We start from the raw sequence: 26,669 nt of genomic DNA, 5'->3' as shown, positions 1-26,669 counted from the left end.
CCGCGAGCTCGCCAGCGGCCTGAGGAGCTGCACGTCGCCGGTGTGGCGCGGAGGCTCAGTCGTTCTGCATCAAGCCGCGGATGACCCCGCTCGGCAGGAGGCGCACGCCCTTCGCGGCGGGCTCGCGCGGGAGGCCCGGCATGGTCATGAGGTCGCCCGTGAGCGGCACCAAGAACCCCGCACCCGCCGCGATACGCACGTCTCGCACCGTGACGACGAAGCCCTCCGGGCGACCCGGCCGCTTGGGGTCGTCGCTGAGCGAGAGCTGGGTCTTCGCGATGCACACCGGCAGCTCCCCATGGCCGAGCGCCCGAGCGCGCTCGAGGCTCGTCACCGCCGCCGGCGCGAAGGCCACGTCGGCGGCGCCGTAGACCGCGCGCGCGACCTTGCGGATCTTCTCCTCGGCGGGCTCGCTCGCGTCGTACATGAACGTGGGTTGGGGCGGCGCCGCGTCGGTCGCGTCGACGACCTCGGCGACCACGCGCGCGAGCTCGATCGCTCCCGCGCCTCCCTCGGCGAACCCGGTCGAGCGCGCCGTGCGCGCGCCGAGCTTCGCGGCGGCCGCCTCGACCTGCGCCAGCTCCTCCTGCGTGTCGTTCGGGAACGCGTTGACGGCGACGATGGGCGTGAGACCAAAGGCTCGAGCGTTCTCGATGTGCTTCTCGAGGTGCGCGAGGCCCGCCTGGAGGCGGGCGGCGTCGGGCTCCCCGGCCTGCTTCACCGGGGCTCCGCCATGCATCTTGAGGGCCCGCAGAGTGACGACGAGCACGATGGCGCGCGGGAAGATCCCCGCGAGGCGGCATTTGACGTCGAGGAACTTCTCGCCGCCGAGGTCGAAGCCAAAGCCGGCCTCGGTGATGGCGTAGTCGCCGAGGCTCATCGCGAGGCGCGTCGCGAGCACGCTGTTGCACCCGTGCGCGATGTTCGCGAAGGGACCGCAGTGCACGATCGCGGGGCCTCCCTCGGCGGTCTGCACGAGGTTCGGCGAGAGCGCGTCGCGCAGCAACGCGGTCATGGCGGACGCAGCGTCGACGTCGGCGGCCGTCACCGCCGCGCCCTCGGTGTCTTGCCCCACGAGGATGCGCCCTAGGCGCGCCTCCAGGTCGGCGTAGTCGGACGCGAGGGCGAGGATCGCCATGATTTCGCTGGCCGCCGTGATGTCGAAGTGGTCCTCGCGCGGCGCGCCGTGGGCCTTGCCGCCGAGGCCGATGATGACGTTCCGCAGGAAGCGGTCGTTCATGTCGAGCGCGCGCCCCCACGTGACGAGGCGCGGGTCGATGGTGCCGCCGCTCGGCATCTTCTTGCCGAAGTAGATCGCGTTGTCGACGAGCGCCGACAGCAGGTTGTGCGCGGTCGTGATGGCGTGGATGTCGCCCGTGAAGTGCAGGTTGATGTCGTCTGCGGGGACGAGCGAGGCCTTCCCGCCGCCGGTGCCGCCACCCTTTACGCCGAACACGGGGCCGAGGGACGGCTCTCGGAGCGCGAGCACCGCGTTCATGCCGAGCCGACGCATGCCCATGGCGAGCGCGATCGACGTGGTGGTCTTGCCCTCGCCCGCGGGCGTGGGGTTGATGGCGCTCACGAGCACGAGGCGCCCCTTCGCCCGCGGCGGCTCCGCGAGCACGCCGAGCTCGATCTTCGCCTTGCCGCGCCCGTACGGCACCACCTGCGCTTCCGAGAGGCCTAGCTCGCGCGCGACCTCGAGGATCGGGCGGGGCTCGTGCACGCGCTTGCGGGGATCGTCGCTCATCGCCTGCTCCTATGCTCGCTCATTTCACTCGCGTACGTGAGCCAAACCGCGGCGTCAACCGTCCCCCGAGCCTCTCGTCGCGGAGCGCGCGGGCGGCCGCGCGGAGGGACGGCGGGCGCCGATCAGCCGTACCGCGCCTCGAACAGGGCGCGCACAGCGGGCAGCTCCCGCATCATGGCGAGGGTGTGGTCGGCGTGGCCGCGCGCGAAGCCGTTGCCCACGAAGAGGTCAACGTCCTTTCCTACGCCCTCGGCGCCGAGGGCCGCCTTCGTGAAGCTCGTGGACATCGCGAAGAAGTAGACGACCCCACGATCGCGCGTGGACAAGATCGCGGCGAGCTCCGCGTCCTCCACGTTGACGCACGAGAAGCTGACGTCGACCTCGGCGCCGCCGTTCGCGCGGAGCACGGCCTCGCGGATCGCGACAGGGTCGCGCGCGTCGCCGTCGAGCACTTCATCGCAGACGCCGAGGCGTCGGAGATCGTCGGCGTAGCGCGCGTAGGTCTCGACGCCGATCACGCGGCGCGCGCCGCGACGCCGCGCCTCGGCGGCGCAGAGGATGCCGCTCTTGCCACCCGCGCCGAGCACGAGCACGGTCTGACCGGGCGAGACCAAGCGCGCCACCTGCGGCGCGGCGCCGGCCACGTCGAGCACGGCGAGCGCGAGGCGATCGGTGAGGTCGGTGGGGAGCCGCGCGTACGCACCGCTCGCGAACAGCACGGCCTCACCGTCGACGTCGAGCTGCGCGCTTGGGCGGCGAACCGCGTGCACCCTCTCGACCGTGAGCGGCGTGAGCGAGAGCGACACGAGGGTGGCGACGCGCGCCCCCACCTCGAGCGAGCCCGCGCCTCCCAGGCTGGGGTGGCCCTCGCACACCTGGAGCACGCGGCCGAGCAGCATGCCGCCCGAGCCCGTCACCGGGTTGTGCTGCTTGCCCCGATCGGCGACGGTCTTGCGCACGAGCGCCACGACGGCGTCGTCGGAGGGGTCCCCCGCGGCGGCGGCGGCCTCTTCCATCTGGCGAAAGCTCGCTGCGTCGATGTTCAGTGTCTCGACGGCGAGCAAGAGCTCCCCGGCAAAGAGGCGAGAGAAGTCGTTGTCGACCCTGCGCGCAGGCTGAGGGAGGCCCCCCGTCGGTTCGAGGGCGCGGTGGGTCCCGAAGGGGTCTCCCCCGGCGTGGACCGGGCGGGTGGCGGGACGGGTGGCGGCGGTCGGAGCCGGCGAGTTCTGAGGGAGAGAGGCGCCCATGCCCGTTCCTTAGCGTGACTTGACCTGCTCCGCGCGCACTCGTTAACCTCTTTGTTGGTTTGAGCCCTCGTTCGGAGTAAGTAGGGCTGGAATTTCGTGGGTCGCTCCCACGGACCCTTCGCACCATGCCCGATCCCGCCCAACAGTCCTCACCGCGCACGGGAAAGAGCTCCTACGTGCTCCGCTTCATCAGCGGGAAGTACCAGGGCGGCGAGTTCCCGTTGGTGGCGGACAAGCAGATCGTGGTCGGTCGCTCGAGCGATCTCGACATGGTCCTCGTCGAAGACATGGTGAGCCGCAAGCACGCGCGCATCGCCCTCACCGAGGACCAGATCTGGATCGAAGACCTCGGCTCGACGAACGGCACGTTCGTCAACGGCGAGAAGGTGAAGCGCGCGCGCCTGAAGGAGGGCGATCGCGTCCTCATCGGGACGAGCATCCTCAAGGTGATCGCCGGCGACGTGGCGCGCGAGACGAACGCCGCGGCCCAGCAGCCGCTCGAGATCGTCGCGGCCGCGCGGCGCACGACGCAGGGCAAGACCATGTCCGGGAGCATCGAGGAGGTGCCCCTCCCCGACCTGCTCCAGCTGTTCTCCACGTCGAAGAAGACCGGCGTGCTCGTCGTCCAGACCGAGGACGACGTGGGCCGCATCTTCATGCGCAAGGGCACCCTGTACTTCGCGCTCATCAACGAGCTGACCGAGGTGCCGCCGCTCAAGTCGATCTTCCGCATGCTCACCTGGGACAAGGGCTCGTTCGAGCTGGACCCGCCCGATGAGCGCACGTGGCCCAACGAGATGGACATGTCGGTGCAGGAGGTCCTCATGGAAGGGCTTCGGCAGCTCGACGAGTTCGAGGAGCTGCGGTCGCAGCTACCGCCGGCGCACTCGCGCCTCACCCTCGTGACGCCGCTCGTGACCGTGAAGCTTCGCGATCTCAAGCCACCGGAGCTCGACGTGCTCCAGCTCGTCCTCAGCTACGGCACGTTGGACGCGGTCATGAACAAGAGCCTCGCGACGGACCTCGAGACCGTGCAAGGCGTGCTGCGCCTCGTGAAGGGCAAGTACATCCTCGCCGAGTAGCGGGGCCTGGGCCGACGGGTGCCCACCGCCGCCACACGCACGAGGTTCGTGAGGTGAGCGGCGCGCCGCCATCACCTGCATGCATTCTGCACGCGTGCCTCATGGCTCGTCACGCGCGGTGGCGTGGGTGCCCGCGAGCCGAGTGACGCCTGGCGCGCGAAGCGTTTGCGCGGCGTGTCGAGGCACAAAAAACGAGGGGCGGCGCGCCCGAGAGCACGCCGCCCGCCACGAGCTCCGCGCCGAAGCGCGGGTTCAGCTCACTTGCCGAACGCGGCGACGACGCTGACCGAGCCGTTGACCGCCGCGCCCATGTCGGCGCCCGCGCGGCTCACGTCGGACGAGAGCGCCGCGAGGCACGCCACGACCTTCACGCTGAGGTCGCCCTGGACCGAGCCCGCAGCCGAGCCGGCCACGTTGGTGATCAGGGTCGCGAACGCGGTGCCGCGGGCCTTCGCCACGACGATGAGGTCGGGGACGTTGACGCGGATGGAGTCGATGTACTTCGCGTTCACGCCAGCGCCGCCGCTGATCTTGAGCACGGGGGGCGAGCACTCGGCCTTCGCGCTGACGCTCGCGTCGCAGTTGGCGTCGCACTTCGCTTCGACCTTGCAGCCGCCTTCGAGCTTGCCGCCCTCGCACTTGAGCGGCTCGGCCGTGCCCTTGCACTCGCCGTCACACTTGACGGCGACCTCGCCGGTGGCCTTGCAGGTGCCCTTGCACGAACCCTTGCACGAGCCCTCGCACTTGACGCCCGGCGCGGTGACCGCGCAGGTGCCCTTGCAGGTGCCCTTGCAGGTGCCGTCGGCCTGGATGCCAGTGCCCGTGCCGCCGCCGGCCTCGGCCTCGCAGGTGCCCTCGCACTTGCCTTCGCACTTCACGCCGCCCTGCGCCTGGCAGGAGCCCTCGCAGGCCGCGTCGCAGCTGCCTTCGCACGAGAGAGAGGCGCCCGCCTTCGCGGTGCACTCGCCCTTGCACGAGACCTCGAGCTTGCCGCCCGTACAGACGGGGGGGTTCGCCTTGATGTCGCACTTGCCGCCGACGTCGCACTTGGCCTGGCAGTTGGCCTTCGCGCTGACGGACGCTTCGCACTTCGGCGCCGCGAAGTCGATGGTCAGCTTCGCCGCGCCGGTGAAGACGGCGTTGATGCGGAGCACCGCGAGATCGCACCAGGCCTTGGCGGCGTCGCCGCCCGACTTGGCGTTGGCGGCGTCCTTCTGCTCGGCGGTCGCGTCGAGGTCCTGCGCGATGTTGCGGCAGGAGCTCGTGACGGCCTCGAGCGAGCCGGTCGCGACGGCGGACAGGTCGCCGACGGTGGACGCGAGGACGGTGTAGCTGGCCTGCGCCTGGCCCGTCAGACCGATTTCAGCGGTGGCGCCGGGGTCCTTGCAGCAGAGGTCGTCGGCGGCCGAGCAGCCCTGGGCGAAGACAGGAATGGCGAGCGCGACGGCGAGGGCAACGGGGGCGCGAAAGCGAGTGGACTTGATCATTGAAAGCTCTCCTTGAATGTTCGTGAGTCTCGCCGAGGGTTCACTCCCGCTAACCCCAAGCTCGGGATGGACGAAAAGATGGGCGACTCGACTCAATTCGAGCGCGCCGAGGGGCAATTTCTCCCCCCAGGCGTCCGAAGTTCGGCTCGCGATGCCCGAGTCTCGGGAAAGGCGCGCGGAACGTAGGCTACACGAAGTTGTCGGCCGTACAAACCCAACTGCAACTCCGCGACGCGACACCGAGGCGGCGCGACGCGAGGGCATGATCATCGGGTCACGGAGTGCGTACGCCGCGTGGCGCAGAACCTCCCCTCGGGAGCGCAATTAGCACACCTGCGAGACTTCATTCTCGCAGGGGTGGTAGTTGGCCGCGGGAGCGGACAAGCCGGAGGGGTGAATCGGCCAGCTTTGTGGCCGAGAGGGGGCGCCGCGCCCCCTACGAGACAGGGCTAGCACGACTGCCGTTCGCGCAGCGAACTGCGTAGCGAGAGGGAACCTCTCGCAGTAGTGTTAGCGTCAGCGGAGCGCGCCAGCGGCTCGCGCGATCGACGCGAGGCCGGCGGCGATACGCTCTTCGGAGAGCGCATAGCTGAATCGAATGTAGCCAGGCGCGCCGAACGCCCCACCGGGGACCGCGGCCACGCTCGCGGCGTCGAGCATCCAGAAGGCGAGGTCTTCGTCGGTGGAGAGCACCTTGTCGCCGTGGCGCTTGCCGAGCAGGCCGGAGCAGTCGGCGAACGCGTAGAAGGCCCCCTCGGGGCGACGGCAGGAGATCCCGTCGATGGCGTTCAAGCCCACCACCATCGCGTCACGGCGCGCCTCGAAGCGCGCGCGGATGGCGTCGATCTCACCCTGCGGCCCGGTGAGCGCGGCGAGCGCCGCGTACTGCGCGACCGCCGTGGCGTTGGTGGTGCTCTGGCCCTGCACGACGTCGAGCATCTTCGCGAGCGGCGGCGGCGAGATCGCCCAGCCGATGCGCCAGCCCGTCATGGCGTAGGTCTTCGAGACACCGTCGACGATGACCATGCGGTCGAGCAGCTCGGGCGCGAGGTGAGCGGGCGACGTGTGCCGGAAGCCGTCGTAGACGAGCTCGGCGTAGATCTCGTCGACGATGAGCCACACGTCGTGCCGCGCGAGGACCTCGAGGAGCGCGCGGAGCTCGCGCTCGGGGTAGGCCGCGCCGGTGGGGTTCGACGGCGTGCAGAGGATGACCGCCTTGGTGCGCGGAGTGATCGCCGCTTCGAGCGCCGCCGCCGACATGCGCCAGCCGCTGGCCTCCTCCGTCGCCACGATCACGGGCGTCGCGCCCATCATGCGCACCTGTTCGGGGTAGCTCACCCAACACGGCGAGGGCAGGATCACCTCGTCGCCCGGCTCGTAGAGCGCGATCGCCAGGTTGAAGAGCGCGTGCTTCGCGCCCACCGTGACGGTGACCTGCTGCGGGGTCGGGGAGAAGCCCCGCGCACGCGCCGAGGCGTCACAGATGGCCTGCTTCAGCGGCGCGATGCCGGTGACCGCCGTGTACTTGGACGCGCCCTTGTCGATGGCGGCCTTCGCCGCCGCGATGACGTGGGCCGGCGGCTCGAAATCGGGCTCGCCCACGCCGAAAGCGTAGACGTCCACGCCGCGTTGGCGGAGCTCGGCCGCGCGCGCATTCATCGCGAGCGTCACGCTCGGTGAGACAGACTTCAACCGCTCCGCGAAGGCCAGGGGCACTGCGTTCTCCTTCCGGGCTGCGCCCAGCGGACACGGCCTCTGGGGCGGACATTAACAGAAACCGCGCGAGACGGTCGACGACGCGTCACGCCTCTTCAGCGGCCTCTTCGTCGGCCTTGGCCGGGGCCTTCTTCTTCTCGGGCTTCCGATCGGCTTTCTTGTCGTCTTTCTTCTCGTCGTCGTCGTCGGCCTTCTTGTCGTCGCCGTCGTCGTTCGCTTCCTTCAGGCCCTGCTTGAAGTTCTTGATGCCCTGGCCGAGGCCCTTGCCGATGTCCGCGATGCGGCCCGCGCCGAACAGCAACAGCGCCAGCAACGCGATGACCAAAAGCTCCGGTGCGCCGATGCTACCCATGATGCTTGCTCTCTCCGCGTGGCGGCGTGCGCGGTGTCGCCGCGACCTCGCGTCGACCTCGCCACCCCTTCGGCTGCGCCGCCGTGGACGCCTCACCGTGTACCAGCCGGTGCCTCCCGGGGCAAGCGCGCGAGCAGCCGGAGCGTGGCGAGCGAGCCGCACGCCGCGAGGAGCGGCGCGAGCACAAACGCGGGCGCCGGGGCCGCGCGGGTCTCTAGCTGACGCACGATGAAGAGCGCGAGCAGCGGGCCGACCACGCCGAGCACGACCGCGTGGAGCGTGGCGTAGCGCGGGGCGCGAGCACCGAGCGAGCCGCGCACCCCGAGGTACGCCGAGGCCCAGGCCGCCGCGGCGAGCACGAGCGCGCGGAGCCACGGCGGCAGGCCCGACGCGCGGGTGAAAGGTGCCATCCCGCGGAGGACGAGCGATCTGACGCGGACCGACACCGTCCACTCGCCCCCGCGCGCCGCGAGCCGCGCGTCCCGAAGGCGGAAGGCCGTGAGGTCGGGGCTGACGTCGGCCGCGGCGGCCGAGAAGGTCAGCGCGCCGGCGAACGGCGGGCGCCCAACGAGGCGGGGCCGCTCGCCAGGCACACAGACCCAGGTCGCACCCACGAGGGGAACGAGGTGAACCTCGCGGGCGGGCGCGCGGGCGCACGCGGCCTCTCCTTCGTCGAGTAGCTCCTGGACGACCCGGCCTGGCGCGCTCGCGTCGCGACCGCCAAGGAGAGCGAGCGACGCGAGGAGCGCGGCGAGGCCGAGCCCCTGCACCACGAGCCGGAGCGCCGTCGTGGAGGGCGACTCGCCCAGCAGCGCGAGAACCCGCGCTTCGCCGCGCTCCACGAGGCGCGCCGCGGCCAAGCACCAACCGAGCGGCCAGCCGACGACCACCGACGCCTCGCACGCAAAGAGCAGCAGGCTCCGCGCGAACGGGAGCGTCACCGCGAGCGGCAGGCGCGGCTCGAGCAGCCACGGCAGCACGCGCACCGTGGCACCGGCGCAGGAGGCCAGCGCGAGCACCGCGCAAGACGCGGCCACGAGGCGCAACGCGTCGCGCCGCAGGAGGTCCGCGCCTCCCCTCTCGAACGCCCGGAGCCCTTTCACGCGGAGCTCGCGCGCAGCGCGCAGGCGCGGGAGGCATGCGCCGGCAGCTCCGGAGTGGGGAGAGCGCAGGGAGCGCGGGTGGCGCCGGACATGCACATACGTTTAGCGTTCTCGACGGGCAGGCGGCGTGCCAGGATAGATCCTCGAACTTAATGACCGCTCCGCGCAACGCATGATACCATCGCGGATTAGCAAGGAACCGAGGGACATGACGAAACGAGCGTACGATATGAAGACCAGGGGAGTGGCTGCGCTGACGTTGGCGGCGGTCTTTTTCGGAGCGACGATGGCCTATGCGCCAGCTGCGCACGCGGAAGAGGTCTCCCCGAAGGCGAAGGGTATCATCGGCGGCGCGCTCCTCGGGGCAGAGCTCGTGACGGTCACGGAGGCGCTCGTCGGGGTGCGGTCCCCGACCGCGTTCGGCGTCGGCGCGGGCCTCGGCGCGGTCGCGGGCGGCTTTGCGGGCTTTGGTGTCGAGCAGGCCAACAGCGGCAGCGCGTCGGTCATCATGCTCGCCGGCGGCATCGCGATGATCATCCCGGCGCTCGTCGTCACGTTGAACGCGACGAGCTTCCAGGGCGATCCGAACGCGAAGGAGGACCGCGCGCCCACGAACCTCCCGCCCGCCGACCCCGGCGCGGCAGGCGGCTCCGCGGTCACCGGTCCGGCGCCCGCCGCGCCCGCGCCCGCCGGTGGCGGCGCTGCCCCGACGACGACGCCCGCTCCAGCGGCGAAGGCCCCGGCGCCCGCGCCCGCGGTGTCACTGCTCTCGCTCAGCGCGAGCGCGGTCCGCGTGGGGGTCCCCGTGCCCGAAGCCCACAACGTCTTCAGCGCGCAGGATCGTCGTCAGCTCGGCATGGCTCAGGTCACCGAGCTCCGCCTCCCGGTCGTCAACGTCACGTTCTAACCAGGGCCCGCGCCGCGGGGCGGCCTGGCGAACGGCGGAACCGAGGGTGTCGTCCTTTGCTGGACGACACCCTTGAACATTTCCACGACTTCCGGTGAGCTATGCGCGGCGTCCGACAGGGCGCGTGGAGAGCGACGCGGCAGCGGCGCTCGGGTTCCCGAGGGGCGGGAGAGAGGAAATCGAGCGTGAAACCGCAAGCGTGCGCCGGCAGCCCGAACCTTGGTCCGACGCGGAGCCGCACCGCAACGAAGGAGCGACCTTGAGCACACCGCAGCGACCGGGCAAGCCGCCGGATCCCATGTTGGGCAGAGTCGTCGCCGGCCGCTACCGCCTCGAGGCGAGGGCCGGCGAGGGCGGCATGGGCGTCGTGTACCGCGCGCGCCACGTCCTCATCGACCGCGTCGTGGCGCTGAAGCTCATTCGTCCCGACCTGCGCGGAGAGACGCACCTGCGGGCATGGATGCTCCGTGAGGCGCGCGCGGCCAACCGCGTCGATCACGCGCACATCATCGACATCCACGACATCGGCGAGACCGAGGAGGGGGAGCTCTACTTGGTCATGGAGTACCTCGTGGGCACCTCGCTCTCGAGCGAGCTCGCGAAGGGGCCCATGAACCTCTCGCGCGGCGTCGACATCCTCGAGCAGATGTGCGCGGCCTTGGCGCGCGCGCACGACCTCGGGGTCATCCACCGCGACCTGAAGAGCGACAACATCCTGATGACGTCGCGCGGCGGGCGGAAGGACTTCGTCAAGATCCTTGACTTTGGGCTCGCCCACCTCGCGATGGACCCCCGGCTCGCGCCGAAAGGCGCCGTGTTCGGCACTCCCGAGTACATGTCGCCCGAGCAGGCGCGCGGCGAGGAGGCGGGGCCCCCGAGCGACCTCTACGCGCTCGGCGTGCTGTTCTTCGAGATGCTGACCGGCCAGCTGCCGTTCCGATCGGGCGACCGCGAGACGCTGCTCGAGATGCAGCGCAGCAGCCCGCCGCCAAAGCCCTCCACCCTGCGGCCCGACATTCTGCCGGGCGCGGAGACCATCGTGCTGAAGCTCCTGGAGAAGGAGCGCCGCAAGCGCTTCCAGGACGCTCACCACCTCCACGAAGAGCTGAAGACCCTCCAGCGCTCGCTCCCCAGCGTGTCGTGGGAGGTGGGCCTCACGGGAGAGAACGCGGCGCCGCCGCCCCCGCCGCCGCCGCAGTCGCCTGGGGTGATCGAGTGGGCGACGCGGGCCGGTTTGTTCTCGCGCATGGTGAGCCGTGCGTACCCCGCGGCGAACCCGCCGCCCGACATCGCGCAGGCCGTCAACCAGGCCTGGGACCTCGCGTCGCGCGCCACGCGGCTCGAGGGCGAGGTGGCGAGCCACACGCGAAAGCTCGAGTCGCTCGAGCGACGCGGGCGAGCTCTGCGCGCCGAGATCGGCCGCAAGGTGGAGGAGCTCGCGCACGAAGAGTCGCGCGCGCTCCGCGAGCTCGCGACGGAGCAGGGCGAAGCCAATCGCCTTCGCGAGGCGGTCGCCGCCGCAGAGCGCGCCGCAGGGGCCGCTCGCCAGCAGGCCGACCAGGTCGCCCAGCAGCCCGCCGCGAGCTGGCGGGCCGTGTTCGAGCGCGCAGGGGCGACCCAGGCGCTCGTCGACGCGCGACGCGAGGCGCTCGGTGAGCGGGAGCACCTCGTCGGCGCGAAAGACGCGCAGGTGCGCGACTTGCGCCGCCAAATCGAAGAGCTCCGGTCCCAGCTCGCGCGCTACGCGGAGGCGCTCGAGGAGGACCTGGCGTCGGGCCGTGAGAAGGTCGCGGCGCGCACGCGCGAGGGCCTCGCCTACGAGCGCTCGTTCAGCGAGGCGTCACAGACCTTGCTCACGCACCTGAAGGGCAAGGCGGAGGCGCGCGACCTGCTGCAGGACCTGCTCGCCAACATGCACGGCCCCTCGGCGAGCGCGCAGGGAACCGCGCCGAAGCCCTCGAGCTAGAGCCGAGGAGGAGCACCGAAGCACGGCTCGCAACTCCTCGAAAAGCCGACCGAATTAAGCGGTTCGGCGCTCTCGCGGCGGTGTGCTTCACCACGGGCCGCGGCCCCGAAGGTCTCGCGATGAACCCCACGAACTGCCCTACCTGCAGCGCCCCCCTCGAGCCTGTCGCGACGCGCTGTGCGTACTGCGGCGCGGTCACCGAGGTGGGCCGCGCAGAGGCGGCGCGCGTCGAGCACGAGGCCCGCGCACGCGAGGCCCACGCGCGCGCAGCGTCGCTCGCGCAGGCCTCGATGGCGCAAGCGATCGCGGCGGACGACGTGCGTCGGAGCGCGAGGAACGCGCTGCTGTGGAGCGGCTTCGGCATGGCGCTGTGCTGCGCGCCTTCGACCTGGGTGGGTGCCTTCTTCGCGTGGCGCAGCTTGTCGGTCGCGAAGAAGCACGGCATCCCACGGGCGACCTCCGCGATCTTCGCGCTCGTGCTCTCGGTGCTCGGGACCGGACTGAGCGTCACGACCTGCGTGGCGTTTCAGCTCGATCAGAGCGCGAAAGAGGACCGGCGCGCGGCCGCCGAGGCGCGCGCGCTGGCGGGTCGAACACGCCCAGTGCTCGACGCGAAGACCGCGTGTGATCTCGCCGAGGCTCACCTTCTGAGCCACGAGACCCCGACGATGACCACGAGCGCCGAGCTGTCGTGCAAGGGGCCGCTCGTGGCGACCAGCGACGTGGCGCGCCTCGCGGGCGTCACGGTGATGGAATCGAGCAAGACCACCACCTACCGCGCGTGTTTCGCGCGGGGCGCGCGCTGGTACGTCCTCGATCTGGCCGGGTCGGGCGAGTGCGGGCGTGACGCCCCGAAGGCCGACACCCCGGCCGACGAAAAGCGGGCGCGCCAAGAGTTCGCCTCGCGCATCGCGACGCTGACCAAACGCGGCGTCGAGGAGCGCCTCGCGAGCGCGCGTGACGCCGTCGCCCAAGCGTCTCTCACGCTCGAGACCGCCTGCGGTGAAACGCTCCCGCCGACGACCCGCGCCACGGTCCGCGCGATCGACTACGCGGTCCTCGATGGGAAGCCCGAGGCCGCGTTCGCGTTCCTCTCGGATCCCGACCTGGTGACCTTCGTGGCGCGCGGGTCAACGGCCACGACCAAGGCGCGCCTCGCCGCCGAGCTCGAGGGCGAGGGGCTGCTCGTCGTGTACCGCCACAAGACCCGCTCGGCGCCCGAGGTCACGGAGCGGGGCACGGGGCTCGAGCTCGCGCCGGGGGACTACGAGGGCGCCGCGTTCGTCGTGGACCTGAACCGCGGCGAGATCGCCTGCCAGACCGCGCTGCGCTGGCGTGGCCCCGAGTCGAGCACGTTTCGCCTCGCGCGCGAGCGAACACGCCGCACGAGCGAGCAGATGCGTGCGAACACGGCCTTCCGCGAGGCGTTCCAAGACGCCGCCACGGAGCGCTTGAAGCGACTCGCCCGTGCGCGCATCAAGCTCGGCTATAAGCCCCTCGAGTGAGCCCGGTCGCGCCGCCGCCGGTGAGCGCGCGGCGTGAAGGAGGCTTACGAGAGCTTCGCGCTGAGGAAGGCGCGGAGCTTGATGAGGGTCTTCACGTCGCGTGAGAACGTTGGCACCTGGTAGTCGCGTGCCCACGCCGACACTTCATGGAGAAACGCGGCTCGCGCGGTCTCGTCGGTCATGATGTCTTCCACGGTGCGGCCGCGCGCCGCGCCCTTCCGCAGGTTCTTCACGTAGGCCTCGAGGCGCGCGTAGTCGTCCACGAGGAACTCACGGACGAGCGCGGCCTCGTCGCTGAGGCGCCCGAGCACGCCCATGCGCGCCTCAGGGTGCTCCGTGCACGCGAGGTTCGCCGCGACGCGCAGAACGAAGGCGTCGTCGCAGAAGCCGAGGTCGTCGATGCCATCGGGGATGAGGTCGAGCGACTTGAAGATGTAGTTCAGTCCGGCGATCGCGTGGCGACGGGCACCCTCGGTCACGTCGCTCTTCGCGAGCTCGCCGAGCTGGGCGGCGTCCTCGCCGAGGGACTTGAGCCACGACGGGAAGATTTCGAGGTACTTCGCAAGCGCGGCGGTGTCTTCGCTCATGTCAAACCCGTGGTCGGCAGGCCCGAAGAGCCGGGCGAGGACTTGAGCCTACACACCAGCGGAGTGAAAGACCAGCCATGACGAGCCGCGAGTTGGGCGGTCAGCGGTGGAGCAGAAAGCCGACGAACAGCCCGACGGCGAGGCACGCCGCCGCCACCAGGGCGACGGCCCAGGCGGGCACACCTGCGCTCGGCCGTGGGCCGGTGAGAGGCGCGTCGTCGGTCGAGGGGAGGGTCTTGCCCGGCACCCGGGCGGGGAGCGCCACCTCGACGCGCGCTTCGGGCGGCGGCTCGGTGACCCGTGGGGAGGCTCCGCTCGCCAGAGTGCCCGAAGGACCAACGCTGACCCGCCCGGACGGGGGCGTGAAGCGATCCGCCACGGTCCGCTCGCCATGGCCGTGTGCTTGACCGTGCACGCCGACCAGGCCAAAGCCGTGGTGCGGGAGGTTCGGGTGCGCGACGGAGGCCATCATGGGCATCTCCGGGAGTCGGCTCAGCGCGTCGTCGCGGCCGCCCGCCTCGTCGCCCATCGCCTGGGCGAGCGCGCGCCCCATCTCGTGCGCAGACTGGAAGCGCTGGTTGCGGTCCTTGTCCATCGCACGCGCGACGAAGCCGGCGATCCGCTGGAGCTGCGGGTCGATCGACTCGACCGGAGGAGGCACGGTGTTCAAGACCGCGCCGAGGCGCGCGTAGGCCGTGGGCGCGGGGAACGCCGAGCGTCCGGTGAGCATCTCGTAGAACATCACGCCGGCGCTCCAGAGGTCGGACCGCGCGTCGCAGTCCTTGGCGCTCTTGATCTGCTCGGGGCTCATGTAGGCGGGGGTGCCGAGTAACACTCCGGTGCGCGTGCGCTGCCCCATCCCGCCCGCCTGCTCCATCACCTTTGCGATGCCAAAATCGAGGATTTTTGGCGTAAACTTCCCGCTCGCGTCGCGCGCGAGGACGACGTTCTCGGGCTTCAGGTCGCGGTGCACGATGCCTTGCGCGTGCGCCATGCCGAGGCCCTGCAGGATGCCCTGCATGACCGTCGCCGCCTGCAGCAGCGGCACTCGGCCGCCGTTGTTGGTGTACGACGCGAGCGGGATGCCCTGGAGCAGCTCCATCACGAGGTAGGGCGTGGTGTCCTCGGCGTGCCCCACCTCGAAGACCTGCACCACGTTCGGGTGGCGCAGGCGCTGGCACATGTGGCCCTCGTCAGCGAACCGCGTCAGCACGTCGATGTCGTCGAGGTACTCCGCGCGCAGCATCTTGATGGCGACGGACGGGCCGCCCGCGACCGGAACGGCCTCGTAAACGACGCCCATCCCGCCCGCGCCGATGAAGCGGACAAGCCGATATTTATCGGAGAGAATGGCGCCGACGAGCTCGCCGTCCCCAGGAAAGGCCGCAGCAGTCACAGCGCGATGCTACTCGCCCGCGTCCCGCCGTGGAGGGGAAACGCACGGCTCCACCGTGCGACGGGTCGACTTAGGCGCGGAGCGTCGCGCCGAAGCGCTCGCCGGCCAGCGCCACGACCTGGGCGTGGCACTTGTCGACCTCGGCGTCGGTCAGAGTGCGACCCTCGGCGCGGTAGACGACGCGGAACGCGAGGCTCGCGTGGTCGGCGGGGATTCCAGGGCCGACGAAGCGATCGAACACCTCGACGTCCTCCGCGAGCGGGCCCGCCGCGGCGCGGATCGCCGCCAGCACGGCGCCCGCGGCGACGTCGTCGTGCACCACGAGCGCGAGGTCGCGCGACGACGACGGGAACCGCGGGATCGCGCGGTACGCGGGCACGCGCGGCAGCGCCTCGAGCTCGGGCAAGAAGAGCTCGACGACCGCCACGAGCTCCCCGGCGTCGAAGTCCTCGACGACGTCTGGGTGGAGGAGCCCGAAGCGCCCGACCGGCGCGCCACCGAGCGTGAGCCGTCCGGCCGCGCGCGGGTGGAGATGCCGCGGCCGCTCCTCCGCCGGGTACGCGCTCGCCTCCGGCGTGCGCCCCGTGAGCCCCTGCACGAGCGCGACGGCGACGCCCTTCGCGTCCCACACGTCGACGGGCGCGGGCTTGGTGAGCCAGCCGCTGCGCTCGCCCGAGAGCACCGCCGTGAAGGTCGGTCGCTCCTCCGGCAGGTCGCCGGGCGTCGCTGGAAGAAAGATCGGACCTAACGCGAAGAGCGACGCGGACCGCACCCCGTGGCGTCGCGCGGACGCGACCGCCTCGAGCAGCCCAGGCAGCAGGCTCGTCCGCATGACGGTCTGGTGGTCGTTGATCGGGTTCGCGAGCTCCACCGCCGCGACGGGGGCGCACGCCGCGGCGAGGGCCCGGGGCGACGTGAAGCGGAAGGTGATCGTCTCGGAGAGGCCGGCGCCCGCGGCGAGCGCGCGCACGCGACGCTCGGTCGCCTCGCGCGGGCCGTGCTCGCGCGTGCCGCGCACGGCCGGCAGGTCGGACGCGACGCGGTCGATCCCGTGCACGCGGACGACCTCCTCGACGAGGTCGATCTCACGGGTGAGGTCGGGGCGGTGGGTCGGCACGGTGGCGACGAGCGCCTCGTCGGCGCCGGCCTCGGGCTCCACGTCGCAGCCAAGTCGCTCGAGGAGCACCCGGGCCGCCATGAAGGGCAGGTCGAGGCCCAGTACGCGCCTCATGAACGCCGCGCGGAGCCGCACGCGGGGCCTCGGCACGCGCCGGGGCTCGAGCACGACCGATGCACCATGCACGTAACGAGGGAGCGTCGCCGAGGCGTAGCCCACCTCGCCCAGCAGCTCGACGCACCGCCCCAGGGCGGAGGCTAGGATCGCGGGATCGGTGCCGCGCTCGAACCTGTGGCTCGACTCGGTGTGCAGGCCGTGGCGCCGCGACGCGCGGCGAACGCCTCGAGGGTCGAAATACGCGCACTCGAGCAGCACCGCGCGGGTCTCGGGCGAGATCTCGCTGTTCGCGCCGCCCATCACCCCCGCGAGCGCGACCGGCCCCTCGCCGTCGCAGACGACGAGGTCGTCGGCGGTGAGCTGCCGCGCGACGCCGTCGAGCGTGGTGAAGGGCTCCCCCTCCCGGGCCGCGCGCACGTGGACCTGGGCGCCGCGCACCTTCGCCAGATCGAACGCGTGCATGGGCTGTCCGTGCTCGAGCAGCACGAGGTTGGTCACGTCGACCACGTTCGAGATCGGGCGCACTCCCAAGGCGAGGAGGCGGTAGCGCCATGCGAGGGGCGACGGGCCAACGCGCACGCCGTGGACGGTGGCCGCAGCGTACTCGGGGCAGCGCTCCGGGTCGTGAACGTGGACGACCACGTCGAACGGGCTCGCCTCGTCGCCGAAGCGCGGGGGCAGAGGGGCTCGAAAGGGCACGCCGAGGACTGCGCCGAGCTCGCGCGCGAGCCCCACGTGGCCGAGCCCATCGGGGCGGTTCGGCGTGAGGCCGATCTCGAAGACCACGTCGTTCACGGCGGGGATGGCGGCGGCGAACGCCTCCCCGGGCTCGCCCGCGTCGGTGGGGAGCACGAGGATCCCGCCGCCCTCCTCGGAGAGACCGAGCTCGGACTCGCTGCACAGCATGCCCTCGCTCACGACGCCGGCGATCTCGCGGCGAGCGATGGTCATGTTCTTGGCGGGCAGGTGGGCCCCCAGCTTGGCGAGCACCACGAGGCCGCCCGGATCGGGGACGTTCGGAGCGCCGCACACGAGCTCCTGCGGCGCGCCGCCGGCGTCCACGGTCACGAGGCGGAGGCCGCTCTTGGTGGGGTGGGGCCGCATCGAGACCACGCGCGCGACGACGCAGCCGAGGGAACCCTCGCCGTAAGCGTGGACCCCTTCGACCTCGAGCCCCGCGGACGTGAGCCGCTCGGCCACCTGGGTGGGGGACAGGTCGTTTAGCGCGGGGAGGAGCTCGCGCAGCCAGTTCAGAGACGCCTTCATGTCAAACCTTCGGTGGAGAACCGCCGCCGCAGCGGGCCTAGAACTGCGCGAGGAAGCGCGGATCGTTGTCGAACAGGAGCTTGATGTTCGGGATGCCGTAGCGGAGCATCGCGACCCGATCGAGCCCCATGCCGAGCGCAAAGCCGGTCCACTCCTCGGGATCGATCCCGCAGTGCTCGAACACGGTGGGGTGGATCATCCCGCACCCCAAGATCTCGATCCAGCCGGTGTGCTTGCACACGGCGCAGCCCGCGCGCGTACCGTCGCTCGCCTTGCAGAAGACGCAGCCGATGTCGACCTCGGCGCCCGGCTCGACGAACGGGAAGTAGCTCGGGCGGAGGCGAACGGGCGTGCCGGGGCCGTACATGCGCGCGGCGAACTCGGCGAGGATGCCCTTCAGGTTCGCGAGGCTCACGTCGCGATCGATGAGGAACGCCTCCAGCTGGTGGAACATGGGGCTGTGGGTCGCGTCGTCGTCGCGCCGATACACGCTGCCCGGCGCGATGATGGCCATGGGGGGCTCGAGCGTGGTCATCGCGCGGATCTGGACGTTGCTCGTATGCGTGCGCAACACATGCTTCGACGTCGTCCAGAAGCTGTCCTGCATGTCCGTGGCGGGGTGGTCCGGCGGGAACCCGAGCTTCGTGAAGTTGTTCGACTCGTGCTCCACGTCGGGGCCGTCGAACACGGCGAACCCAAGGCCCCTGAAGATGTCGATCACGTCCTCCCGCACCTGCGAGATGGGGTGCTTGTGCCCGCCGCTCGACGGCGGACGCCCCGGCAGCGTGAGGTCGAACGGGCGGGCGTCGAGCGCCTCCCTCCGTCGCTCCGCCGCGATCTCGGCGAGCCTCGCGGAGAACGCCGCCTCCACCTCGGACTTCACGGCGTTGACGCGCGCGCCGACCGCGCGGCGGGCGTCGGGAGAGAGCGCCCCCATTTGCTTCAGGATGACGGTCAGCGCGCCGCTCTTCCCGAGGATCTTGGCGTTCTCGTCGCGCAGGGCCTGCTCCGTGGACGCGGAGGAGAACGCCTCGCCGAAGCTCGCGCGGAATCCCTCGAGCCCGCGCTCGATCGCCTCGCGGGCCGCCTGCTCCTTGTCTTCGCTCATGGTGTGCCGCTTCTAGCGCAACCCACCGTCGATTGACACGGGCTCTCGCCGGGCCCCTGCCACCCTCCGCGGCGCGCCTGCATCACGCGGCGGCTCGGCGCTCGCCCCTCTCGACGCGCTCACCGCAGGGTCTTGGCGATCGCCTCCGCGACGTCGGCGCGCTCGGCCGCGCGGGCCTTCGCCTCGGGAGCGCGGAGCTTGCTCTTGGCATCGCGGAAGCGCGCGCTCACGTCGGTGAACCAGGCGGCCGTCACGCCCTCGGGCGGTGAGAGCTGCCGCAGCCACGCGGCGTCGAACGCGGCCTCGCCGGCGTAGGGCCCCGTCCCCGCGGCGAGCTGGTCGAGCGCCTCGGTGTGGCGGAGCTCGAGCGCGGCGGGGCTCGGGGCGTGCATCATCGCCGCCGCGTCGTCGGGCCCGAAGCGGAGCGCGAGCGCGAGGGCCAGGTAGAGTCGCATCTCGGGCGACTCGAAGCGCGCCGGCTCGCGGCTCGCGAGCTCGAGCACCTGGTCGAGCTCGACGCCGCGGAAATACGCGCGACCGAGCTCCACGCGCCCTCGGACGACGCGCTCGAGGACGACCGGCGAGAGCCCGGCCTTCGGCGTCGCCATGAGCCGGCGGGTCGACGCGCGGAGGCCCGGCTGGCACGAGGCCAGGAGCCACGAGTCGTCCTGCGAGACCACGCCGGCGAGGATGCGCTCACCGAACGGGAGCGGGAGCTTCGCGACGAGCGGCTCCGCCCAGGCCGAAGGGCTCGACGGCGCCGGCGTCGCGGTGGGCGCCGGCGGCAACATGAGGCCGTCGAGCGCGTCGACGCGCGAGCCTCCGAAGAGCTTCGAGAGCACGTCGCGGGCTCGACCAATACGTGCATCCTGCACAATTCCGAGCGCGGCGGCGTCCGCGAGCCCCACGAGCGCGGCGTCCCTGCCCCGCTGCTTGCGAGGCTCCATCGCCTGGTCCAGGGACTGCTGGTAAACACCTGAAATTTCAGGATCTTTCTTCCACTCCGGCGGCATCGGCACCTCGCGGACGCGGTCGACGAAGCGCATGTCGGCGATGCCCGCCTCCACCGCGACGAGCGCGCGCCCGTGACCCTCGAGCTTCACGCCGATCTTCGCGAGATCCTCGATGGCCGCACCCTGGGCGGTGAACCAGTCGCGCAGCGGGCCCCGCGTGAACTTCAGGAGCGACTCCTTCGAGAAGGGCGGCCGAACGGGCGGGAGCGCCCCCACCGCGCGCGCGAGCTTGCCGGCGATCCAGAGCCCCGCGAGCGTGTGCGCGAGCCCGCGGTCGAGGGTGGCGACCTCCGCGGGGCGCGCGAGCAGCGGCGCGACGATGGCGTCGCCGCACTCGGGAGGGGCGAGCAGCGCGCGGAGCGCGGCGATCTCCGCGGGGCTCACGCCCTTGCATGCCCCGGCCTCTCGCAGCGCGGCGTCACGCTTCAGCGGGTCGTCCTGCGAGAGCGCGTCGACGAGGAGCGAGGCGGCGCCGTCTTTCGCGCCAACGGCGGACGGCGCGAGCTTGTCGCACACGATGTTGGTCTTCGGGGCTGCCTTCGCGAGGTAGGGCCGACAGCTCGCCGGCGCCGCGGGGATGACGCCACGCCAGCGACCGTGTCCGCGCTCTTCGTCGGCGACGACGCTCGAGACGTCGGTGGCCGGCGCCGCAGCGATCGGGGCGCCGCGGAACGGGCCCTTCACGGCGAACGGGTCGGGCGTGGGCGGCGGCGCGGGCGGCGGCGCAGACACGGGAGGCGGCGGCGTCACCTCGGGCGCCGCGAGCTTCGGGGGCGGCGCCACCTCGGCGGGAGCGCAAGCGCCGAGCGCGAGGGCGAACGACGTGCAGAGGACCGCAGACCGAGACATACGACGACGCGCCATGGAATCCATGGCGCGAGACCATATACTGGAGCCATGGCAGACAGCCCCGAAAAGCCTCCCACAGACGTGGTGCTGCTCGGCCCGCCCACCGCCGACGGCGGCGGCGTGCACGTGCTCCGGGCGCGCGAAGATCGGGTGGAGGCCGGCGAGATGCGACCGCTGAAGGACGGCGTGCCCCTCGGGTCGACGACGGAGGTCGTGAAGCTCTCTCCCCGACCCGACGCGCCGAACGTGTGCGACGTCGAGGTCAAGATTCCCGCCGCGCAGCCCCGCGCGCCCGCACGAGGGAAGGGCCCGGCGCGCGTCGCGTCGCAGAGCTACCGCGAGGGCTGGGAGGAGATCTTCGGCAAGCCCGACAAGTCACTGAACTGAGCGGGCGACTCGCAGGCTACTCGCAGGAGAGCGGCGGCAGCTCGCTCTTGGTCGCCCCCGCGGCGAGCTGGTGGGCGTACGCGAACACGTTTCGGAAGGCGTCGACGCGTGCCATGATGGAAGGCGCCTTCGTGTTCTCGTCGCCGTCCATCGCGCTGAGGCTCACGACACCGACGACCTGGTGACTGCCGCGCGTCATGACGGGCCCACCCGAGTCGCCGGGGCACACGCTCGCGTCCATGAAGAACGTCTCGCCGTTGGTGGCGCGGATCGAGCCGCCGTCGCGGGTGCGGCGATGGATCGCGTCGCCCGAGGTCGCGCAACGGCCGAAGCCCACGGGGTCGACGTTCTCGCCAATCTTCGGGGGCGAGTCGAGCCGAGGCGCGAGGGTGCCGAGGCCGACGAGCTTCCGCTCGAGCACGAGCACGGCCACGTCGCCGGCCCCGCCCTTCTCGCCACACGGCGGCGCGACGACGGCCTTCACCTTCACCTCGCCCCACGCGAAGTAGTCGCCGCCGAGCTCGACGCGGATCGACTCGGGCGCGACGCTCTCGCGCAAGAACTCGCCCTTGGGTCCGCGCTGAACGACGCAATGATGCGCGGTGAGGATGAGGTCGTCCTCTACCGCGGTGCCGGTGCAGGTCATGTTCGGCAGGACGATGCGGACGACGGCGTCCTCGGGGTTGGCGAGGGCGAACGGCGGCGTGAAGCGCGCGGTCACCGTGCTCTGGGCGGCGGGTCGCACGGGCGGGCGCACGCTCGCCGCGCCGCAGCCAACCGACGCGGCGCCGCACGCACCGGAGGCGACGACGAGCAGCAGTGACATGGGGAGCGAGCCCCGCGCGGCCCGGGCTGCGGGGGCGAGGCGAGAGGACGTCGGGGCTCGGGGGCTTCGGTGATCCACTCAGGCCTTGGGTGAGGGCAGCTTGGCAGGTGAGAGCAGCGCGAAAATTGCGGGCAAGGCAGCTCAGTGCAGGACGACCACGCCCACCTGGCGAGTCGCGTTGTGGTACGCGACCGAGCTCTTCTCCGGGTGGGCCTGGGCGTCGTCGACCCCTAGGCGCGCGAGCTCGCGGAGGATGCCGACGCGTCGGTTGGCCGAGGCGACGAGGAACGGCGTGCACGCGGACGGGGCCATGTCGCACCGGTAGAGGACGCGCTCTTCCGCGGCCAGCGCGTCGGCCGAGCGCCCCTGATCGAGGAGGGCGCGAGCGTAGAGGTGCTCGACGGCGGCGTCCGACTTCACCGCGGCGGGCTGGGACTCGATGAGGCTCACCGCCATGCCGGGGGCAGCGGAGTCGAGGTAACGCTGGCCGAGGAGCAGCACCTTCGCGGGGTCGTTGGGGGCGACCGCGAGGTCCGCCTCGGCGGAGGCTACCTCTGCGGTGTGGACACCGATGACGGGGTGCTCGCGCTGCGTGCCCGAGGCGAGCCAGAGCACCCCGAGCGCCGCCAGCACCACCCCGTTCCAGAACCGAAGCCCCATCGTCCGCCTCCTCGACCACCCGTCACGCCTCAGCCAGGTCGTCCGCCACGGTACGACGACGTACCCGCCCGGCTCTGTAAAGAGAGTCGCACTCGACGCGGCGGTACGCCACCGTCGCCGCCAGTTTTTCCCTGACAGCGGCGCGACGGGGAAGTTCCCGGCCGCGGTGATTTTTTTGGGGGGTCGGGGGAGAGCTCCTCCCGGGGCGGACGACCGGGGTCAGACCCGCCCGCGAAAGCGCGCTTGGGTGCTCCCGGGGCGGCTCGTTGAAGAAAAGTGCGACAGCGGCCTACTTGTCGGCGTCCGTTGCCAGCGATGCCTCGAGCTCGGCGACCACGAAGTCGCCCACCGCGCGCGTGCCGAGCTCGCCGCCCACGTCGCGCGTGCAGGTGCGCGTGGCAATGGCGCGCTTCACGATGCCCTCGAGCCGGGCCTCTTCGCCCTCGAAGCCGAGGTGAGTGAGCATCATCCCCACGGTGAGCACGCTCGCGAGCGGGTTCGCCAGATCCTTGCCGGCGAGCGGAGGCGCCGAGCCGTGCACCGGCTCGAACATCGCCACGCGCGACGGGTCGGAGGCGTGCACGTTCGCGCTCGCCGCCATCCCGAGCCCGCCTTGCAGCGCCGCCCCGAGGTCGGTGACGATGTCGCCGAACAGGTTGCAGGTGACGATGACCTCGAACGGGGACGGATCCTGCACGAGGTAGAGGCAGAGCGCGTCGACGTACACGTGCTTTGCGCTGAGCTCCGGGTACTCCGCGGCCACCTCGAAGAAGCAGCGGTACCAGAGCTCGTGCGCGTGCTTCATCGCGTTCGACTTGTCGGCCAGGTGCACGGTCTTCTTGCCGTGGCTCCGGGCGTGCTCGAACCCCGCGCGGATGAGCCGCTCGACCCCCTTGCGCGTGTTCAGGTCCTCGTTGATGGCGATCTCGTCGGGGGTGCCGCGCTTGAACTGGCCCCCCATGCCCACGTAGATGCCCTCGGTGTTCTCCCGGAAGACCGTGATGTCGACGTCCTTCGCGAGCCGCCCCTTCAGCGGCACGAGCCGATCGTCCAGGGCCTTCATGGGGCGAATGTTGGCGTAGAGGTCGAGCCCGAAGCGGAGCCCGAAGAGGATGTCGCGCGCGTGCTCGAGGTTCGGCACCCGGGGATCGCCCAGCGCGCCGAGGAGCACGGCGCTGGCCTCGCCCTTGATGCGCGCGGCGACGTCCTTCGGGAAGGTGGTGCCGTCCCGCAGGTAGCGATCGGCGCCGAGATCGAGCTCCCAGAGCTCGAGCGGCATGGCGCGCCGCGCGATGTACACGTCGAGCACGCGCCTCGCCTGCGCGATCACCTCGGGGCCGATGCCGTCTCCGCCGAGCAGCGCGATGAGCTTCTTCGTCATGCCTCTTGCCTCTCTCCGTGGGGGTGCCTGGGCGCGTGCCTGGACGCGATGCGGCGCTCGGCCAGCGCGCGAGCCACCTCGGCCGCGCCCTCGACCCGCGCAACGTCCGGGTGGCGACCCGCGTAATGCCCAAACGGGTCGATGAGCGCGGTGCGAATCCCCGCGGCGCGCGCCCCGAGGACGTCGGTCGCGAACACGTCGCCGAGGTGGAGCGCGGCGCCCGCCGACACGCCGAGCTCGCGCAGCACGTGCTCGAAGATGCGCGGGTCCGGCTTCTCGACGCCCAGGAGCCCGCTGTCGGCGACGAGATCGAAATGTCGCGCGATGCCCAGCTTCGCGAAGAGCGACGCGAGCATGCCCTCGGAGTTCGACACGATCGCGACGCGACCGCCGGTGGCGCGGAAGGCCTCGAGCGCGTCGCCGAGCCCCTCCGGCACCTTCGACCACAAATTGTAATTTACATGCGAACGCCACGCCGCCTCCAGCAGCGGCACGAGAGCGTCGCCCGGTACCCCGGCGCGCGAGAAGATGGTGGCGACCATGCGCCCCCAGCCGAGCGCGCCGGGCTCGCCCGCGCCGGCCCACGCGAGATTGAGCAGGCCGCCCGTCTCGGCGAGCCGCTTCGCCTCGCCCTCGCAGTCCACGAGGGCGTCGACCGCGAGCGCGTGCCCCTCCGCTGCCGCGAGCGCGGCGAGGCGCGCGTGCTCGAGGAAGATGACCGTGTTCCCGGCGTCGAGACAGAGCAGCTCGACGCCGTGGAGCAGAGGGTGGAGGTGTTGCGGCAGGCGCTCGGAGAGGCTCAGAGCAGCTCCTCGATCGAGCGGTAGGGCAGCTTGTGGGCCAGGGCGACGGCCTCGCAGGTCACGTGCCCCTTGTACGTGTTCAGCCCGAGGCGCAGCGCGCGATCGGCCTTGGCGGCCGCGGCGATACCGAGATCGGCGATCTTGATGGTGTACGCGGCGGTGGTGTTCGTGAGCGCCCAGGTGCTGGTCTGCGCGACCGCGCCCGGCATGTTCGCGACGCAGTAGTGGACGACGCCGCCCACCTCGTAGGTCGGGTTGTCGTGCGTCGTGGGGCGGCAGGTCTCGATGCAGCCGCCCTGATCGACCGCCACGTCGACCACGACCGAGCCCGGCTCCATGCGCTCGATGAGCTCCTTGGTGACGAGCTTCGGGGCGCGCGCACCGACGACGAGGACGGCGCCGATCACGAGGTCGGCGCGCACGACGGCCTGCTCGATGTTGGTCGGGTTCGAATAGAGCGTCTCGATGGCGCCGCCGAAGACGTCTTCGAGGTGGGCCATCGTCTCGGCGCGGACGTCGAGCACCGTGACCTGCGCGCCCATGCCCACGGCGATGGTCGCCGCGTTCTTCCCAACGACGCCGCCGCCCAGGATCACGACGCGGCCACGGCGGGTGCCCGGCACGCCACCGAGGAGCACGCCCTTGCCGCCGTGCTCCTTCTGGAGGCACGACGCGCCGACCTGCACCGCCATGCGACCCGCGACCTCGCTCATCGGCTTGAGCAGCGGCAGCGAGCCGTCGGGGAGCTCGATGGTCTCGTAGGCGACCGCGGAGACCTTCTTCGCGGCCAGCTCGCGGGTGAGCTCGGGCTCGGGCGCGAGGTGCAGGTAGGTGTAAAGAATGAGGTTTTCGCGGAAGAAGGCGTACTCGGCGGGGAGCGGTTCTTTCACCTTCACGACCATGTCGGCGGCCCACGCGTCCTTCGCCGTGGCGACGATGGTGCCGCCTTGCGCGACGTACTCTTCGTCCTTGATGCCCGAGCCCACGCCGGCGCCCTGCTGGACGAGGACCGTGTGACCGCGCTGGGTGAGGCTCTTGACGCCCGCGGGGGTCATTCCGACGCGGTACTCACGGGTCTTGATCTCTTTGGGGACTCCGATGATCACGGGACGCTCCTGTTCTGCGTCGGGCGGTCGACGGGACCCGCGAGGATCGCGGGCGCCGAGCGCTCGAACGGCGCGCAGCATAGTCGCCCGCGGCGGCCTTGCGCACGCCGAATGCGCGCAGCGCGTTGCGGCACGCCACACGGTCGGCACGCGGCGCATTGCGGCACGCGGCGCGTGGCGCCGCGTCAAACGAGGAGGTGATCGAGGACCATCTGGACGATCGCGGCCTTCCGGGCAGCGATGAACGCCGAAGAGTCGAGGTCCGCGGGCCAGAGCGCCCCCACGAAGCCCGCCTGCTGAAACGCGAACGAGGCCATCGCGACGCACGACAGCACGAGGTTGCGCGCGTCGACGTCGCGCCGAATGGAGCCGTCCTCGCCCATCTCTTCGATGCGAGCGACGATCGCGTCGAACAGAGGGCGAACGTTCTCCTCCAGCACGCGGTGGGCCTGCGCGAGGTTCGCCTGCGACTCGTGGCTGACCATCGCGAGGAACACGCTGTTATGCGAGTAGAAGCTGAACAGCAGCTCGATGAAGGCCTCGCACAGCACGCGCATGTCTGCGGCGCTCACGGCCTTGCGCTTCGCCTTGCCGCGTAGGCCCATCTGCTCGAGGAGCTTCCACACGCCCTCGGTCATGCCCTCGAGGCCGAGTTGGAGGACCGCGTCGAAGAGGCGCGCCTTGTCCTCGAAGTGGTGGTGGATCAGGGTCTGCTGGATGCCCGCACGCCGCGCGATGTGGCCGAGCCTCGCGCCGTCGAACCCCTTCGCTGCGAACTCGACGCCGGCCGCGGCGAGGATGCGCCGCTTGGTCTCGGCCGCGTTCCGCTCGCGGCGAGGCGCCGCGACGGGCGGCTCCGCGAGCGCGCGAATGCTGCGGCGTCCGTCGAGCAGGGCCGTGGACCGCAGGTTCGCCATGACACCTCAACTCTAGACGAG

22 protein-coding genes are annotated in these 26,669 nt (G+C 71.5%); 5 read left to right on the top strand and 17 right to left on the bottom strand.

Annotated elements, in window-relative coordinates:
- Window positions 1-55: 55 nt before the first annotated feature.
- The gene (locus IPQ09_12525; GenBank protein ID MBL0195032.1) at window positions 56-1,750 is read right to left on the bottom strand and encodes a formate--tetrahydrofolate ligase; all 1,695 of its coding nucleotides are present in this window, start codon (window positions 1,748-1,750) and stop codon (window positions 56-58) included.
- 122 nt (window positions 1,751-1,872) lie between these two features.
- Complete coding sequence (locus tag IPQ09_12520) at window positions 1,873-2,997, bottom strand: zinc-binding dehydrogenase (GenBank protein MBL0195031.1); 1,125 nt, start codon at window positions 2,995-2,997, stop codon at window positions 1,873-1,875.
- Window positions 2,998-3,122: 125 nt separating this feature from the next.
- Here IPQ09_12520 and IPQ09_12515 point away from each other — a divergent pair, with 125 nt between their 5' ends.
- Complete coding sequence (locus IPQ09_12515; protein ID MBL0195030.1) at window positions 3,123-4,079, top strand: DUF4388 domain-containing protein; 957 nt, start codon at window positions 3,123-3,125, stop codon at window positions 4,077-4,079.
- 257 nt (window positions 4,080-4,336) lie between these two features.
- Here IPQ09_12515 and IPQ09_12510 read toward each other — a convergent pair whose 3' ends face one another.
- The 4 genes from IPQ09_12510 to IPQ09_12495 all read right to left on the bottom strand — a co-directional run bounded on the left by IPQ09_12510 (window position 4,337) and on the right by IPQ09_12495 (window position 8,737).
- The gene (locus IPQ09_12510; protein ID MBL0195029.1) at window positions 4,337-5,566 is read right to left on the bottom strand and encodes a hypothetical protein; all 1,230 of its coding nucleotides are present in this window, start codon (window positions 5,564-5,566) and stop codon (window positions 4,337-4,339) included.
- A 516-nt stretch (window positions 5,567-6,082) separates the two neighbouring features.
- Window positions 6,083-7,225: a pyridoxal phosphate-dependent aminotransferase gene (locus IPQ09_12505; protein ID MBL0195028.1), complete on the bottom strand. Its 1,143-nt coding sequence runs from the start codon at window positions 7,223-7,225 to the stop codon at window positions 6,083-6,085.
- A gap of 142 nt (window positions 7,226-7,367) precedes the next feature.
- The gene (gene tatA, locus IPQ09_12500) at window positions 7,368-7,634 is read right to left on the bottom strand and encodes a twin-arginine translocase TatA/TatE family subunit (GenBank protein MBL0195027.1); all 267 of its coding nucleotides are present in this window, start codon (window positions 7,632-7,634) and stop codon (window positions 7,368-7,370) included.
- 92 nt (window positions 7,635-7,726) lie between these two features.
- Window positions 7,727-8,737 carry a hypothetical protein gene (locus IPQ09_12495; protein MBL0195026.1) on the bottom strand — a complete coding sequence of 337 codons (1,011 nt, stop codon included), beginning with the start codon at window positions 8,735-8,737 and terminating at the stop codon, window positions 7,727-7,729.
- Between the two features lie 208 nt (window positions 8,738-8,945).
- Here IPQ09_12495 and IPQ09_12490 point away from each other — a divergent pair, with 208 nt between their 5' ends.
- The 3 genes from IPQ09_12490 (at window position 8,946) to IPQ09_12480 (ending at window position 13,115) form a co-directional block, all read left to right on the top strand.
- Entirely contained in the window at window positions 8,946-9,644 is a 699-nt protein-coding gene (locus IPQ09_12490; GenBank protein ID MBL0195025.1) for a hypothetical protein, read from the top strand.
- A gap of 259 nt (window positions 9,645-9,903) precedes the next feature.
- The gene (locus IPQ09_12485) at window positions 9,904-11,610 is read left to right on the top strand and encodes a protein kinase (protein MBL0195024.1); all 1,707 of its coding nucleotides are present in this window, start codon (window positions 9,904-9,906) and stop codon (window positions 11,608-11,610) included.
- 119 nt (window positions 11,611-11,729) lie between these two features.
- Complete coding sequence (locus IPQ09_12480) at window positions 11,730-13,115, top strand: hypothetical protein (protein ID MBL0195023.1); 1,386 nt, start codon at window positions 11,730-11,732, stop codon at window positions 13,113-13,115.
- 44 nt (window positions 13,116-13,159) lie between these two features.
- On the opposite strand, the gene IPQ09_12475 is transcribed toward IPQ09_12480, so the two are convergent.
- The 5 genes from IPQ09_12475 to IPQ09_12455 all read right to left on the bottom strand — a co-directional run bounded on the left by IPQ09_12475 (window position 13,160) and on the right by IPQ09_12455 (window position 20,583).
- Entirely contained in the window at window positions 13,160-13,702 is a 543-nt protein-coding gene (locus tag IPQ09_12475; protein MBL0195022.1) for a DUF1232 domain-containing protein, read from the bottom strand.
- Window positions 13,703-13,802: 100 nt separating this feature from the next.
- Entirely contained in the window at window positions 13,803-15,098 is a 1,296-nt protein-coding gene (locus tag IPQ09_12470; protein ID MBL0195021.1) for a serine/threonine protein kinase, read from the bottom strand.
- A 70-nt stretch (window positions 15,099-15,168) separates the two neighbouring features.
- Window positions 15,169-17,598 carry a phenylalanine--tRNA ligase subunit beta gene (locus IPQ09_12465; protein ID MBL0195020.1) on the bottom strand — a complete coding sequence of 810 codons (2,430 nt, stop codon included), beginning with the start codon at window positions 17,596-17,598 and terminating at the stop codon, window positions 15,169-15,171.
- 37 nt (window positions 17,599-17,635) lie between these two features.
- Window positions 17,636-18,706 (bottom strand): phenylalanine--tRNA ligase subunit alpha, encoded by a 1,071-nt coding sequence (gene pheS, locus IPQ09_12460; protein MBL0195019.1) that lies wholly within the window; start codon window positions 18,704-18,706, stop codon window positions 17,636-17,638.
- Window positions 18,707-18,825: 119 nt separating this feature from the next.
- Entirely contained in the window at window positions 18,826-20,583 is a 1,758-nt protein-coding gene (locus IPQ09_12455) for a hypothetical protein (protein ID MBL0195018.1), read from the bottom strand.
- 33 nt (window positions 20,584-20,616) lie between these two features.
- On the opposite strand from IPQ09_12455, the gene IPQ09_12450 reads away from it, so the two are divergent.
- Window positions 20,617-20,955 (top strand): hypothetical protein, encoded by a 339-nt coding sequence (locus IPQ09_12450; GenBank protein MBL0195017.1) that lies wholly within the window; start codon window positions 20,617-20,619, stop codon window positions 20,953-20,955.
- A 16-nt stretch (window positions 20,956-20,971) separates the two neighbouring features.
- On the opposite strand, the gene IPQ09_12445 is transcribed toward IPQ09_12450, so the two are convergent.
- From IPQ09_12445 to IPQ09_12420, 6 genes are all read right to left on the bottom strand, one after another.
- Complete coding sequence (locus IPQ09_12445) at window positions 20,972-21,781, bottom strand: S1 family peptidase (GenBank protein MBL0195016.1); 810 nt, start codon at window positions 21,779-21,781, stop codon at window positions 20,972-20,974.
- 141 nt (window positions 21,782-21,922) lie between these two features.
- Window positions 21,923-22,441, bottom strand: coding sequence for a hypothetical protein (locus IPQ09_12440; protein ID MBL0195015.1), 519 nt, complete (start codon window positions 22,439-22,441; stop codon window positions 21,923-21,925).
- A 289-nt stretch (window positions 22,442-22,730) separates the two neighbouring features.
- Window positions 22,731-23,822 carry an isocitrate/isopropylmalate dehydrogenase family protein gene (locus tag IPQ09_12435; GenBank protein ID MBL0195014.1) on the bottom strand — a complete coding sequence of 364 codons (1,092 nt, stop codon included), beginning with the start codon at window positions 23,820-23,822 and terminating at the stop codon, window positions 22,731-22,733.
- Window positions 23,819-24,466 carry an HAD-IA family hydrolase gene (locus tag IPQ09_12430; GenBank protein MBL0195013.1) on the bottom strand — a complete coding sequence of 216 codons (648 nt, stop codon included), beginning with the start codon at window positions 24,464-24,466 and terminating at the stop codon, window positions 23,819-23,821. The genes IPQ09_12435 and IPQ09_12430 overlap by 4 nt, the downstream gene beginning before the upstream one ends.
- 155 nt (window positions 24,467-24,621) lie before the next feature.
- Entirely contained in the window at window positions 24,622-25,731 is a 1,110-nt protein-coding gene (ald, locus tag IPQ09_12425) for an alanine dehydrogenase (GenBank protein ID MBL0195012.1), read from the bottom strand.
- A gap of 185 nt (window positions 25,732-25,916) precedes the next feature.
- Complete coding sequence (locus IPQ09_12420) at window positions 25,917-26,648, bottom strand: TetR/AcrR family transcriptional regulator (protein MBL0195011.1); 732 nt, start codon at window positions 26,646-26,648, stop codon at window positions 25,917-25,919.
- Between the last annotated feature and the right edge of the window lie 21 nt (window positions 26,649-26,669).

The organism is Myxococcales bacterium, assembly GCA_016720545.1.
In the GTDB taxonomy this organism is placed as follows: Bacteria; Myxococcota_A; Polyangia; order Polyangiales; family Polyangiaceae; genus JAAFHV01.
Note: the sequence above shows the minus strand (reverse complement) of the source record. Positions and strands in the feature narration are given on the sequence as shown.